Genomic DNA, 13,651 nt, shown 5'->3' with positions numbered 1-13,651 from the left:
AGTGAGCATCGAGATCAACAACGAGTCGACCATCGAGGTCGATGAGGCCGCCCTGCAGCGCCTCGCCGGCTACGCCTTCGACATCCTCCACGTCCACCCCGACGCGGAGCTCGCGATCGTGCTGGTCGACGAAGCCGCCATGGAGCAGCTGCACGTGCAGTGGATGGACGAGCCCGGCCCGACGGACGTCCTCAGCTTCCCGATGGACGAGCTGCGCCCGGGAACCGAGGAGGAGCCGTCGCCCGCGGGTCTGCTCGGTGACGTCGTGCTGTGCCCGCAGGTCGCCCAGGTGCAGGCCGAGACGGCCGGCCACTCGCTGATGGACGAGCTGCTGCTGCTCACCACGCACGGCATCCTCCACCTGCTCGGCTTCGATCACGCGGAGCCGGCCGAGGAGCGCGAGATGTTCGCCATCCAGCGCGACATCCTCGTCGGCTTCTCGCGCTACGACCGACAGCGGTAGGGGGCGGGATGCTGCAGGCGCTGTTCTTCATCGTCGCGTTCCTGCTGGTGGCTTTCGGCGGGTTGATGGCTGCCGTCGACTCGGCTCTCGCGGTGCAGTCGCGCGCCGACATCGCCGACCTCGCCGAGACCTCCCGGGCGAAGAAGTCGCTGCGTGCGATCGCGGAGGACCCGGGCGCCTACTTCAACGCCATCAGCTTCACCCGCATCATCGCGGAGACGACGGCGGCGGTCCTGGTCACCCTCGCCTTCGAGCAGATCTTCGAGCAGTGGTGGATCTCGCTCATCCTGGCTGCGCTCATCATGACGGCGGTGTCGTTCGTGCTCGTCGGCGTCAGCCCGCGCAGTGTCGGCCGGGCCAACTCCACGCTGCTGCTCCGCCTCACGGCGCCGATCGTGCGCTTCGTCCGGGTGGTGCTCGGCCCCATCCCGGGCGGACTGGTCGCCCTCGGCAACCGCGTCACGCCGTCACGCGCCCGTTCGGCGCCGGTGACGAGCGAGGAGCAGCTGCTGTCGATCGTCGACGAGGCGACCGAGTTCGACGTGCTCGAGGAGGACGACCGCGAGCTCATCCACTCGATCTTCGAGTTCAACGCGACCGTGGTGCGCGAGGTGATGATCCCGCGCACGGACATGATCACCGTCGACTCCACCGCCGGTCTCGGCACGGCGATGGGGCTGTTCTTCAGCACCGGCGTCTCGCGCATGCCCGTCATCGACGGCGGCGACCCGGACGAAGTCGTGGGCATCCTCTACCTGAGGGATGCGGCGAAGCTGAGCTTCGAGCGTCCCCTCGGCGCGGACGAGCTCACCGTGCGCGACCTGGCCCGCCCCGCCCTGTTCGTGCCGGAGTCGCAGAAGGCCGACGCCCTGCTCGCCCAGATGCAGCGCGAGTCGAACCACCTCGCGATGGTCGTGGACGAGTACGGCGGCATCGCCGGGCTGGTCACCCTCGAAGACCTCATCGAGGAGCTGGTCGGCGACATCTCGGACGAGTACGACCACGAGGTCGCGCTGATCCAGGCGATCGGGGAGGGCCGCTACCGCATAGCGACCCGGCTCCCGATCGACGACCTGGCCGAGCTGTTCGACACCGAGATCGAGGAGGAGGACGTCGACAGCGTCGGCGGTCTCGTCACCAAGGCGCTCGGGCGCCTGCCCGAGGTCGGCTCGGCGGTCACCGTGCACGGCCTGCGCTTCACGGTCGACCGCATCGAGGGCCGGCACAAGCACGTCGCGACCGTCATCGTCGAGCGGGATGCCGCCCTGCTCCCCGCGGCGGACGCCGAGACCGCCGGCTCGCGCGACTCCCGCGACGACGACCGCCGCGCTGCGCGGCACGACCGCCACGGCGACACGCGGCATGGCGACAACCGCCACGGTGATGTCGGCGATTCCCGCCGCGACACCCGACACACCCAGGAGAGCAGATCGTGACCGAGTACCACGCCGGATTCGTCTCGTTCGTCGGCCGCCCCAACGTGGGCAAGTCGACGCTGACCAACGCCCTCGTCGGCGAGAAGGTCGCCATCACGAGTTCGAAGCCGCAGACCACCCGGCGCGCGATCCGCGGGATCGTCCATCAGAAGGACGGCCAGCTCATCCTGGTCGACACCCCGGGCATCCACCGGCCGCGAACGCTGCTCGGAGAGCGCCTCAACACGCTCGTCCAGTCCACCCTGGGCGATGTCGACGTGATCGGCTTCTGCGTCCCCGCCGACGAGAAGATCGGCCCGGGCGACCGGTTCATCAACGAACAGCTGGACGAGTACCCGCGCGCCAAGAAGGTCGCGATCGTGACCAAGGTGGATGCGGCAGGCAAGACGCAGGTGGCCGAGCAGCTGCTCGCGGTGTCCGCGCTGCGCGAGTGGGAGGCGATCATCCCGGTGTCGGCGGTGAGCCACATCCAGCTGGAGACCCTGACCTCGGAGCTCATGAAGCTGCTGCCGGAGTCGTCGGCGCCGCTCTACCCAGATGAGGCCATCACCGACGAGGGACTCGAGGACCGCATCTCCGAGTACATCCGCGAGGCCGTCCTGGAGGGTGTCGAGGACGAGCTGCCGCACTCGATGGCGGTGACGATCGACGACATCATCGAGCGCGACGACAAGGACCTCGTCGAGGTCTACGCCAACCTCTTCGTCGAGCGCGACAGCCAGAAGGCGATCGTGATCGGAAAGGGTGGCAGCCGCATCCGCGACGTTGGGGCCGCGGCGCGGGTGCCGATCGAGAAGCTGCTCGGCCGCCAGGTGTTCCTGTCGATCCGGGTGAAGGTGGCGAAGGACTGGCAGCGTGACCCGAAGCAGCTGGGGCGGCTCGGGTTCTAGGCGGAGGAGGCCGTACATCCCGAGGATGATTCCGGCCGCTGGATGCCCGGCCGCGCACACCCGGACCGTACGGTAGAAGCATGCCCGACCGCCGCAGACTGCTGAGCGCGCTCGCTCCGCACCGCTGGGTGCTGGAGCCTGCGCTGGCCGTCGTGCTGTTCGCGGCGTGGCTGGTGACCGGCCTGCCGTACGACCTGGCGGCGGGGCTCGCGCTGGTGTTCTACTGCGCCGCCGTCGCGCTGTCGCGCATCCTCCCCGGTGTCGCGCTGGGGCTCGTCTGGGTCGCCGTACTGCTCGAATTGACCGAGCAGGAGTCGCTGGATGGCGCCTTCCGGGTGATCTCGGCGGTCGCCGTCGTCGCCTCGCTGGTCGGCGTCGCCGCGCACGGCGGCCGGGTGCTCCGCTGGCTGGACTTCTCGTCGGCGATCCTGCTCGCCCCGGCCGTCGCCTACCTGTTCACGGTGCGCGGTGACCTGAAGTTCCCGCAGTTCGGCCCGGTCATCGGCGGGTACTACACCAGCCAGGGCATCGGGTTCCTGCTGATGAGCCTGCTGCTCGCCGTCATCTTCGTCGCCGCCTGGCTCCTCGGGTTCCTGGTCGCGAGGCAGCGCGCGGCGAACGTGACCGTCTCGGGTTCCCGTGGGCCGTCCGTCCTGGTCTGGCTGGCGTCCAACGGCGGGATCGAGTCCGGCGAGGACGACCCTTCGCGCCCGGAGCTCGTCAGACGGCTGACCCGGACGCAGCTGACGACCGACGTCGCCGGCGCCATCGCCCTGGCCGTGTTCTCTCTGCTCATCGCCGGCGCCGACCGCTCGGCGTTCCTGGTGACGATCGCGTTCGCGGTGGCCGTGGCGCTGCGCCGGATGTCGCCGGCGGTCGCGCTCTCGGTCGCCTGGCTCGCTGCCGTGCTGCAGATGACCACCGGGCACAGCATCCTGGTCAGCAATCTCGCCGTGCTCATCGTGCTGTACGCGACCGCGGCCTACGGCGACCGGATCGTCCGTGCCGCCGGCCTCATCTCGGCCGGGATCGGCGCGCTGGTCGCCGCCCTGTACCTGACGGTGACGGCCGCCGTCGCGCAGGGCTACTACGACCTCCTGTCGAGCGCGATCGCGAGCGTCGCGCTGCAGTTCGCGTTCCTGTTCGTCGTGAGCGTCACGGTGCTCGGCCTCTCGTGGGTGCTCGGTCTGCTCATGCGCACCTGGCGCAACGCCCGCGTCGCCCGCCGCGCCCGGGCGGAGGCCGAACTCGACCGCAACCGGGCGGTCGAGGACGTCGTGGTCGAGCAGGAGCGCACCCGCATCGCGCGCGACATGCACGACGTGGTCGCCCACTCGCTCGCGGTCGTCATCGCCCAGGCGGACGGAGCGCGATACGCCCGGCGCACCGACCCGGACGCGGTGGATGAGGCGCTCGCGACCATCGCATCCACCGCCCGGTCCGCGCTCGGCGACGTGCGTGTGCTGCTCGCCGAGCTGCGCCAGTCGCATCCCGCCGACGCCGCCCGCGAACCGGGTGCCCACGACGGACCGCAGCCGTCGCTGGCCGACCTCGATCAGACGGTCGAGCACATCCGCTCGGCCGGTCTCCCCGTCGACCTGGAGCGGCAGGGGGATGTCACCGCCTTGGGCTCTGCGCAGCAGCTCGCCGCCTTCCGCATCGTGCAGGAGGCTCTGACCAACGCCCTGCGCCACGGCGACACCAGCCGCCCGGCGAGCGTCGTGCTCGCGGAGGCGCCGACCCACCGCGGACCAGGAATCGTCATCACCGTGAGGAACACCATGAGAGACACCACCCTCGAACCCACCATGACCGGCTCGCTGCCCCGGATCGGCCACGGGCTGCCCGGGATGCGCGAGCGCGCCTCCCTCGCCGGGGGATCGCTCACGGCCGGGCCGCAGAACGGGGAGTTCGTGGTCACGGCCTTCCTCCCGGGGGCGGTCGCGTGAGCGGCGCGACGGTCGAGGCGGCGCCGATCCGGGTGCTGCTCGTCGACGACCAGCCGCTGTTCCGCGCGGGCGTGCGGATGCTGCTCAGCTCGCAGGACGACCTCGAGTTCGCGGGGGAGGCCGGCAACGGGCAGGAGGGTGTGCGCCTGGCGGCGGAGACGCGTCCGGACGTCGTGCTGATGGACATCCGGATGCCCGTGATGGACGGCATCGCCGCCACCAGTGCGATCATCGCCGACGCCGAGCGCGCGGGACGCACGGCACCCCGGATCGTGGTGCTGACGACGTTCGACCTGGACGAGGCGGCCGCCCGCGCGATCCGCGGCGGCGCGAGCGGGTTCGTGCTGAAGGATGCGGAGCCCGAGTTCCTGCTCGCCGCCATCCGGACGGTGCACGCGGGCAGTGCGGTCATCGCGGCAGGAGCCACGCGCGAGCTGTTCGAGTACTTCTCGTCCGCACAGCCGGTGCGGCCGGAGCCGCCGGAGTTCGCCTCCCTCACCTCCCGCGAGCGCGAGATCTTCGTTCTCGCCGCGCGCGGGCTGAGCAACGCGGAGATCGCGGGCTCCGAGTTCCTCAGCGAGGCGACCGTGAAGACGCACATCTCGCGCATCCTCGCGAAGCTGGGGCTGCGCGACCGCGTGCAGATGGTGGTCTACGCCTTCGAGCACGGCCTGACCGCCGCCGAGTAGCGGGCCGACGGTCCAGACGGCGCCGACCGGTCGGTGCTATCCCGCGTCATCCTCAGGGAGGACACAGGATAGCCCCACCGCCCGATTCGGCCGCGGGGGCCGCCTCCCTAGCGTTGAGGGTATGGAGCTGACTCTCACAGAAACGGTGGCGCGCGTCGAAGCGGCCACGAAGACCTACGGCACCGGCGCGGGCCGGGTGAACGCGCTCGACGGCGTCACCCTGGGCATCCCGGCGGGCCGGTTCACGGCCGTGATGGGCCCGAGCGGATCGGGCAAGTCGACACTCATGCACGTCATGGCCGGGCTCGACTCGGTGACCGGCGGCCGCGTGTTCCTCGGCGACACCGAGATCACCAGCATGGGGGATGCGGAGCTCACGCTGCTGCGCCGCCGTCGCATCGGCTTCGTGTTCCAGTCGTTCAACCTGGTGCCGACGCTCGATGTGCGCGGCAACATACTGCTGCCGTTCGAGCTGGACGGCCGTCGGCCGACCCGCGAGCAGAACGAGTGGATCGACCACCTCGTCGACACACTCGGCCTCGGCGGCCGCCTGACCCACCGCCCGCACGAGCTCTCCGGCGGACAGCAGCAGCGCGCCGCGATCGTGCGTGCGCTCGCCACCCGGCCCGACCTCGTCTTCGCGGACGAGCCGACCGGCAACCTGGACTCCCGCACCGGCCGCGAGGTGCTCGGTGTGCTGCAGGAGGCGGCGCGCACGTTCGGCCAGAGCATCGCCATGGTCACCCACGATCCCGTGGCGGCGAGCTACGCCGACCACATCGTGTTCCTCGCCGACGGGCGGGTCGCCGCCGAGCGGCCGCAGTCGTCGGCGGAGGAGATCTCGTCCTTCATGCTCGGGATGGAGGCGCGCGCGTGAGCCGCCCCTTCTCGGCCTTCCGAGCGAACGCGCGCGACCACCGCGCTGGGATCCTCGTGGCGGCACTGAGCTCGGCCTTCGGCGTCGCCCTGGTCGGAGGGGTGGATGTGATGGCCGCCTTCATCGGCGGATCGTCGATGGGGGAGCGCGCCAGCGTCCAGCTCGCGCTGGGGATCGTCGCCGGCATCTTCTTCGTCGTCGCGGTCTACGTCGGCGCGATCGTCACGACGAACACCTTCGCCACCGTCATCTCGGGGCGCACCCGCACGATCGCCCTGCTGCGGCTGATCGGATCCAGCGCGCGGACACAGCGCCGATCGGTCGCCGGCGAAGGCCTTGCGGTCGGTCTGATCGGGGCCGCGGTCGGGGGAGCCGCTGCCGCCGCGCTCTCGCTCCTCGCGGTGCGGCTCCTGATGATGACGGGCGTCCTCCCGGAGGCGCAGTATCCCGTCCTCAGCCTGCTCATGGTGCCGCCGGCGATCATCGTCGTCCTCACTACCTGGCTCGCCTCGTGGGTGGGCAGCCGACGCGTGCTCACAGTGACGCCGGTGCAGGCGCTCGGTGCTGCGCAGGAGCGCCCCGCCGCCGCGGTGCGGAGCCGCGGCAGGCTGGCGGTCTCGCTCGCTCTCATCCTGTCGGGCGCCGCGCTGCTGGTCCTCGGACTCCTCCTCGGCACGGGCGCGTTCGTGCGGGTCAGCGCGACTCTCGCCCAGTTGTCGTCCTATGGGGTGCTCATCGCACTGCCGGGCGGCATCCTCTCCTTCACGGGGATCGTTCTGGCCGCGCCGTTCTTCCTCCCCGCCGTGCTGCGAGCGGTCGGCCTGCTGTTCGGCCGGGGCGCCGCGGGCCGGCTGGCCGCTGCCAACGCCGTACGCAATCCGGAGCGCAGCTCCCGCACCGCGATCGGCCTGGTGATCGGGGTCACGCTGATCACGATGTTCGTAGTGGCCGCATCCACCTGGCAGGCGCTGATCCGGGATGCCGAGGCGCGGGAGCCCGGGATGTACGAGGGTGCCGACGGCATCATCGGCGGCACGATGGCGGTGTTCACGGTGCTCGTCGGATTCTCGGCGGTGATCGCGGCGTGCGGCGTCGTCAACACGCTCTCGCTCAGCGTGCTGCAGCGCGGCCGCGAGCTCGGACTCCTGCGCGCACTGGGCTTCACGGCCAGTCAGGTGCGGAGGATGGTGCTCGCCGAGAGCGCGCAGCTGACCGTCGCCTCTGTGCTGACTGGGCTCGTGCTGGGAACGCTCTACGGCTGGATCGGCGCGCAGTCACTGCTCGGGATGATCCCCGGCGGAGGCGTCCTCGCCCCGATCCTTCCCTGGCCGTTCCTGGCCGCGATCATCCTGGGCGCCGCCCTTCTCGCCGTCGTCGCCGCACTCGCGCCGACCCGCCGGGCCACGCGCGTCTCGCCTGTCGCCGCCCTCGCCGTGGAGTGACGGACTCTGGATGTTGGCTGAACTCTCACGGAGCTTCAGCTATCGATGAACTGAGCCCGGAATAATGAGGCGTCCGTCGCGTCCCGTCCACCGGGCCGCCCCCGAGAGGATCCATCCCTGAACTGGCTGAACACGCTGAGGATCGACAAGCCGCCGTTCCTCATCACGCTGGATGTCGTGGCCGCGATCCTCGCGCTCTACCTGCTCGTGCGTCCCACCTGGCGCCGGACGCTCGCCGGGCTGATCGCTGCGCTTGTCGGCGGTCTGGTCGGCTGGTTCCTGGTGTGGCTGGTCACCGACGTCTTCGACGTGTTCGGCGTCGCCCTGACACCGGTGACCACCCTCTGGACCGCTCTCGGGTTCGGCGGGATCAGCCTCGCGGTGGCGAACCTGTTCCGTTCCCGCTGGTGGCGGAAGGTCGTGGCGATCGTGAGCATCCCGGTGTTCCTCGCGGCGGCGTTCTGCGGCATCAACGCCGACTTCGGCGCCTACCGCAACCTGAACGATGTGCTCGGCGTCGTGCCATACGGGGCACTCCAGCCGCACTCGGAGCGCGGCGAGGTCGTGGCCGGCACCGACTGGAAGGCGACGACGACGCCGGTGGTCGCGGGGGAGCTCCCGGCGAAGGGCGAGGTCGGCACCGTCCGCATCCCGGCCACCGAGTCCCGGTTCCCGGCGCGCGAGGCTGTCGTCTACCTCCCGCCGGTCGCGCTGACGGCGAATCCTCCCGCGCTTCCGGTGATGTACGCGCTCTCGGGTCAGCCGGGGGCGCCGGCCGACATGTTCACCGCCGGGGGAGTCGCCACGGCGATGGATGCGTTCGCTGCTCAGCACGACGGCTACGCTCCCATCGTGGTCGCCGCCGACCAGCTGGGCGGCCCCGGGCGCAACCCGATGTGCGTCGATTCCCGCGATTACGGCGACTCGGCGACGTATCTCCTGACGGATGTGCGGAATTGGGTGCGTTCTCACCTGCGAGTGAGCAGCGACCCGGCAGGATGGAGCGTGTTCGGCTACTCGCAGGGGGCGACCTGCGCTGTGCAGTTCGCGAGCGGGCGGCCGGACCTGTTCGGCTCCGCGCTCGCGTCGTCGAGCGAACTCGGGCCGACGTTGGGGGATGAGGAGCTGACCATCAGCACGGGATTCGGCGGGTCCAAGCAGGCGTACGAGAAGGCGCAGCCGGCCGCGATGATGAAGGCGAACGCGCCGTACCGCGATTCGGTGATGGTCCTCGGGGCGGGCGCCGACGACGCGAGGTACTCCGGTTTCGCCCGCACCCTGTACGCCGACGCCGAGCGCGCCGGGATCCACGCCGAGCTGCTCAGCTCGCCCGGCACCGCGCACGACTGGAAGACCGTGCGCTACGTGCTCGCGCATGGCTTCCCGACGATCGCGCGGCAGCTGGGGCTCGGGTCGTGAAGCCGGCCGCTCTCGCGCAGCGGACCGCGCGGCTCATCGCGAGCCACCCGTTCACGACCGGGGTGACGCTGCTCATCCTGGTGCTCGCGCTCATCACCGGGCCGATCCGCGGGCCGCACCGGCCGCTCCGCGGATGGCTGGGTGCGGGCGCCGTCCAGCTGCTGGACGGGCACTGGTGGTCGCCGTTCACGGCCGTGCTCTTCACCGACGATCTGCTCGAACTGATCGTCGTCCTGGTCCTCACCGTCGTGCTGGTGGGCGCCTCCGAGCGCCTGATGGGCACCTGGCGCACGGCCCTGGCGTTCTTCGGCACGGCCGTCGTCGGCATCGTCGTGGGCGCTGTCATCCAGGTGGCGGCGAACGACATCGGCGAGCTGTGGGCGCGCAACGTCCATGGGCTGCTCGTACTCGACGCGTTCACGGCGATCGGCGGCACGATCATGACGGCGAGTGCCTTCGCCGGAACGCTCTGGCGGCGCCGCATCCGCGTGATAACGCTGCTCGTCGCGATCATGTATCTGCTGTACTCGGGCTTGCCGTCCGACTTCTACCGGCTGCTCGCCGTGCTGACCGGGCTGGCGCTCGGCCCGCTGCTGCGGCAGGCGAAGGTGTCGGGCGGATGGCTGCGCAGCTCGCATCACGAGGTCCGGGTGCTGCTCGCCTCGGCGCTGACCATCACCGCCGTCGGGCCGGTGATCGGGCTCCTCGGGTCGACGCGGTACGGCCTGCTCTCTCCGGTCGGCCTGCTGTTCAGCAACGAGGCGCCCAGCGCGACCTCGGTCATCCAGCGCTGCCAGGCGTTCGCCGTGACGCGCAACTGTTTCCGCGAGCTGACACTGGAACGCATCAACGGGCTCGGACCGGTGCTGCTGTCGGTCCTCCCGCTGCTCCTCCTGCTGGTCGCGGCGTATGGCCTCCTGCGCGGGCGGCGGTTCGCGGTGTGGCTGGCGGTGGCCGTGAACGGACTGCTTGCGCTGCTGTCGGCGCTGTACTACGGCATCCTGCCGATCGCATCCGCCCGTCCGTCGGTCTCTCCGCGGTACTGGGAGGTGACGTTCATCCTCGCGCTGTCGACGCTCGTGCCGCTCGCGATGGCGATACTGCTCGTCGTGTTCCGGCGCCATTTCACCGTGATGCCGTCCGCCAAGGCGGTGCGGACGTACGTCTTGTTGGTGCTCGGGACCGGGGTCGGGCTCGTCGCGGTGTACGTGCTCGTCGGATGGCTGCAGCGCGACACGGGCTTCACGCGCCCGATCGACATCGGCGACCTGTTCGCGGATGTGCTCGAGCGGTTCGTGCCGGTCAGCTTCCTGCGGCGCGAGCCCCTGCAGTACCTCCCGACGACGCCGCTGGCGACGATCGTCTACCACAACATCGGAACGGTGTTCTGGCTCGTCGCGATCATCGGGGCCATCCCGCCGATGCTCGGTCGCGGACTCCGGCGGCGCGGTACCACGGAGGATGCACACGTGCGCGAGCTGCTGCACCGCGGCGGCGGCGACGCGATCTCCTTCATGGCGACCTGGCCCGGCAACTCGTACTGGTTCGACCCGATCGGCGGCGGTGCGATCGCGTATCGCGTGGAGGGGCGGGTCGCGCTGACCACCGGCGGTCCGTTCGGTGCGCTCGGTCCGCACGACGGCGCCATCCAGGGATTCGCCCGGTTCTGCGACGACAACGGCTGGATCCCGGTGTTCTACAGCGTGGAGGCTCGCTACACGTCGCTGTTCGAGCGTCTCGGCTGGTCGACCATGACCGTCGCGGAGGAGACCGTCATCCGTCCGCAGCTGTGGGCGACGACGGGCAAGAAGTGGCAGGACGTCCGCTCATCCATCAACCGTGCGCAGCGCGCCGGCATCCGCTCGGAGTGGACGACGTACGCTGCGCTCCCGCTCACCTCGGCCGTGCAGTTGTCCGACATCTCCGAGCAGTGGGTCGCCGAGAAGGACCTGCCCGAGATGGGGTTCACGCTCGGCGGGCTCGACGAGCTCCGCGACCCGGAGGTGCGCCTGATGCTGGCCGTAGACGAGGACGGCCGGATCGAGGCCGTCACGAGCTGGCTGCCCACCTACCGCGCCGGGATCGTCGTCGGCTGGACGCTCGACTTCATGCGGCGGCGGCCTGACAGCATCAACGGTGTGATGGAGTTCCTCATCGCCGAGGCCGCCACGCGGATGAAGGACGACGGCATCGAGTTCATGTCGCTCTCCGCCGCGCCTCTCGCCCACACGGCGGCGGCGCAGGAGGGCGGCAAGGACACTATGGACCGGCTGCTCGGCTACCTCAGTTCCTCGCTCGAGCCCGTGTACGGCTTCCGCTCGCTGCTCAAGTTCAAGCAGAAGTTCCAGCCGGAGCTGCACCCGCTGATCATGGCCTACCCGGACCCCGTCGCCCTGCCCGCGATCGGCATCGCGCTGGTGCGCGCGTACCTGCCGGGGCTGTCGATGCGGCAGGCGGCGACGTTCGTGCGGGGGCGCGGCTGACGCCGAGGTGGTACTCTCGGTGCTGTGTACGGTCTGCTCCTCCTTAGCTGCCGCGACGAGTCCTAGTTCTGGGCCTCACTCGTCGCGGAGTTCGTCGTCGGCTCTCCACACCACACGAGCAGAGGATTCCTGAAGACCATGAAGAACACACAGGCGCCGAGCGCCATGCCGATCCACCGCTACCGGCCGTTCCACGAGCAGATCCGCGTCGACCTGCCGGACCGCACCTGGCCGTCGAAGCACATCACGCAGGCGCCCCGCTGGTGCGCCGTCGACCTGCGTGACGGCAACCAGGCGCTCATCGACCCGATGAGCCCCGAGCGCAAGCGCATAATGTTCGACCTGCTGGTGCGCCTGGGCTACAAGGAGATCGAGGTCGGCTTCCCGTCCGCGAGCCAGACCGACTTCGACTTCGTGCGCAGCCTGATCGAAGAGGGCGCCATCCCGGACGACGTCACCATCCAGGTGCTGACGCAGTCGCGCGAGCACCTGATCAAGCGCACGTACGAGTCGCTGGTCGGCGCCAAGCAGGCGATCGTGCACCTCTACAACTCGACCAGCATCCTGCAGCGGGACGTCGTGTTCCGCACCGACCAGCAGGGCATCGTCGACATCGCGCTGAACGGCGCGCGGCTGTGCCGGAAGTTCGAAGAGCTCGTGCCCGGCACCACGATCTACTACGAGTACTCGCCCGAGAGCTACACCGGCACCGAGCTGGAGTTCGCCGCCGACATCTGCAACCAGGTGCTCGAGGTGTTCGAGCCGACGCCGGAGCGGAAGGTCATCATCAACCTGCCCGCGACCGTCGAGATGGCCACGCCCAACGTCTACGCCGACTCCATCGAGTGGATGTCGCGGCACCTGAACCACCGCGAGAACGTCATCCTGTCGCTGCACCCGCACAACGACCGCGGGACCGCGGTCGCCGCCGCCGAGCTCGGCTACATGGCCGGAGCGGACCGCATCGAGGGCTGCCTGTTCGGCAACGGCGAGCGCACCGGCAACGTCGACCTGGTCACGCTGGGCGTCAACCTGTTCACGCAGGGCATCGACCCCCAGATCGACTTCAGCGACATCGACCAGATCAAGCGCACCGTCGAGCACTGCAACCAGCTGCCCGTCGGCGAGCGCAGCCCGTGGGGCGGCGACCTGGTGTTCACGGCCTTCAGCGGCTCCCACCAGGACGCCATCAAGAAGGGCTTCGAGGCCATGGAGGCCGAGGCCGAGCGCACCGGCGTCCCGGTCGACGACCTGGTCTGGGCGGTCCCGTACCTGCCCGTCGACCCGAAGGACCTGGGCCGCAGCTACGAGGCGGTCATCCGCGTCAACTCGCAGTCGGGCAAGGGCGGCGTCGCGTACCTGCTGAAGACGGACCACTCGCTCGACCTGCCGCGCAAGCTGCAGATCGAGTTCTCCGGGGTCGTTCAGGCCAAGACGGATGCCGAGGGCGGCGAGGTCACCAGCGACCAGATCTGGGCCGTCTTCCAGGACGAGTACCTGCCGGCTCCCGCCTCCGACCCGGACGCCAAGTGGGGCCGCTTCGAGCTGGGGAGCACCACCACCTCCAACGAGACGGGCGAGCACGTCGTGCTCACGGTGACGCTGCGCGACGGGGACACCGTCTCGAAGGCCACCGGTGAGGGCAACGGTCCGATCGCCGCGTTCTTCGACATCCTGCACCAGCACGGGGTGGACGCCCACCTCTACGACTACTCGCAGCACACGCTGTCGGCGAGCGAGTCTGCTCTCGCCGCGGCGTACGTCGAGGTGGATGTGGACGGCCAGCGCCGCTGGGGCGTCGGCATCGACGCGGACACCACCACGGCGTCGTTCAAGGCGGTCGTGTCGGCGGTGAACCGGGCCGTGCGGTCGGCTGCCGGCCAGTCGGCGCAGGAGCTCGTCTCGGCCTGACGTAGCGCGCTTGCGGAGCCCGACATTCGTGCCGAATGTCGGGCTCCGCTGCGTGTGGGGGCGCGAGATTTGCGCCAAATCTCGCGAAAGCG

At 70.2% G+C, this 13,651-nt stretch carries 10 protein-coding genes; all 10 read left to right on the top strand.

Going from position 1 to position 13,651, the window contains the following annotated elements; genetic code table 11:
• Position 1: 1 nt before the first annotated feature.
• Entirely contained in the window at positions 2-463 is a 462-nt protein-coding gene (gene ybeY / locus BLR91_RS08695) for an rRNA maturation RNase YbeY (RefSeq protein ID WP_018190914.1), read from the top strand.
• Between the two features lie 8 nt (positions 464-471).
• Positions 472-1,899, top strand: coding sequence for a hemolysin family protein (locus tag BLR91_RS08690; RefSeq protein WP_089875696.1), 1,428 nt, complete (start codon positions 472-474; stop codon positions 1,897-1,899).
• Complete coding sequence (gene era / locus BLR91_RS08685) at positions 1,896-2,789, top strand: GTPase Era (RefSeq protein WP_089875697.1); 894 nt, start codon at positions 1,896-1,898, stop codon at positions 2,787-2,789. Before BLR91_RS08690 ends, era begins: the two co-directional genes overlap by 4 nt.
• Before the next feature lie 80 nt (positions 2,790-2,869).
• Positions 2,870-4,738: a sensor histidine kinase gene (locus tag BLR91_RS08680; protein WP_089875698.1), complete on the top strand. Its 1,869-nt coding sequence runs from the start codon at positions 2,870-2,872 to the stop codon at positions 4,736-4,738.
• The gene (locus tag BLR91_RS08675) at positions 4,735-5,427 is read left to right on the top strand and encodes a response regulator (protein WP_018190918.1); all 693 of its coding nucleotides are present in this window, start codon (positions 4,735-4,737) and stop codon (positions 5,425-5,427) included. Before BLR91_RS08680 ends, BLR91_RS08675 begins: the two co-directional genes overlap by 4 nt.
• A 121-nt stretch (positions 5,428-5,548) precedes the next feature.
• A complete protein-coding gene (locus BLR91_RS08670; protein WP_018190919.1) occupies positions 5,549-6,304 on the top strand; it encodes an ABC transporter ATP-binding protein in 756 nt (251 codons plus the stop codon).
• Positions 6,301-7,746: an ABC transporter permease gene (locus BLR91_RS08665; RefSeq protein ID WP_089875700.1), complete on the top strand. Its 1,446-nt coding sequence runs from the start codon at positions 6,301-6,303 to the stop codon at positions 7,744-7,746. The genes BLR91_RS08670 and BLR91_RS08665 overlap by 4 nt, the downstream gene beginning before the upstream one ends.
• A 177-nt stretch (positions 7,747-7,923) precedes the next feature.
• Positions 7,924-9,165, top strand: a complete 1,242-nt coding sequence (locus BLR91_RS08660; protein ID WP_089875702.1) for an alpha/beta hydrolase — start codon at positions 7,924-7,926, stop codon at positions 9,163-9,165.
• On the top strand, positions 9,162-11,648 hold the full coding sequence (locus BLR91_RS08655) for a bifunctional lysylphosphatidylglycerol flippase/synthetase MprF (RefSeq protein WP_089875704.1): 2,487 nt from the start codon (positions 9,162-9,164) through the stop codon (positions 11,646-11,648). Before BLR91_RS08660 ends, BLR91_RS08655 begins: the two co-directional genes overlap by 4 nt.
• Positions 11,649-11,786: 138 nt before the next feature.
• A complete protein-coding gene (gene leuA, locus BLR91_RS08650) occupies positions 11,787-13,559 on the top strand; it encodes a 2-isopropylmalate synthase (protein ID WP_020074825.1) in 1,773 nt (590 codons plus the stop codon).
• Positions 13,560-13,651: the final 92 nt, after the last annotated feature.

The organism is Leifsonia sp. 466MF, assembly GCF_900100265.1.
Lineage (GTDB): Bacteria > Actinomycetota > Actinomycetes > Actinomycetales > Microbacteriaceae > Leifsonia.
The sequence above is the reverse complement of the archived record's forward strand: the minus strand, read 5'-3'. Positions and strand labels throughout refer to the sequence as shown.

Excerpts from the sequence above, each read along its gene's own strand:
- BLR91_RS08690 (WP_089875696.1), top strand. The coding sequence starts at position 472 with ATGCTGCAGGCGCTGTTCTTCATCGTCGCGTTCCTGCTGGTGGCTTTC.
- BLR91_RS08680 (WP_089875698.1), top strand. The coding sequence starts at position 2,870 with ATGCCCGACCGCCGCAGACTGCTGAGCGCGCTCGCTCCGCACCGCTGG.
- BLR91_RS08670 (WP_018190919.1), top strand. The coding sequence starts at position 5,549 with ATGGAGCTGACTCTCACAGAAACGGTGGCGCGCGTCGAAGCGGCCACG.
- leuA (WP_020074825.1), top strand. The coding sequence starts at position 11,787 with ATGAAGAACACACAGGCGCCGAGCGCCATGCCGATCCACCGCTACCGG.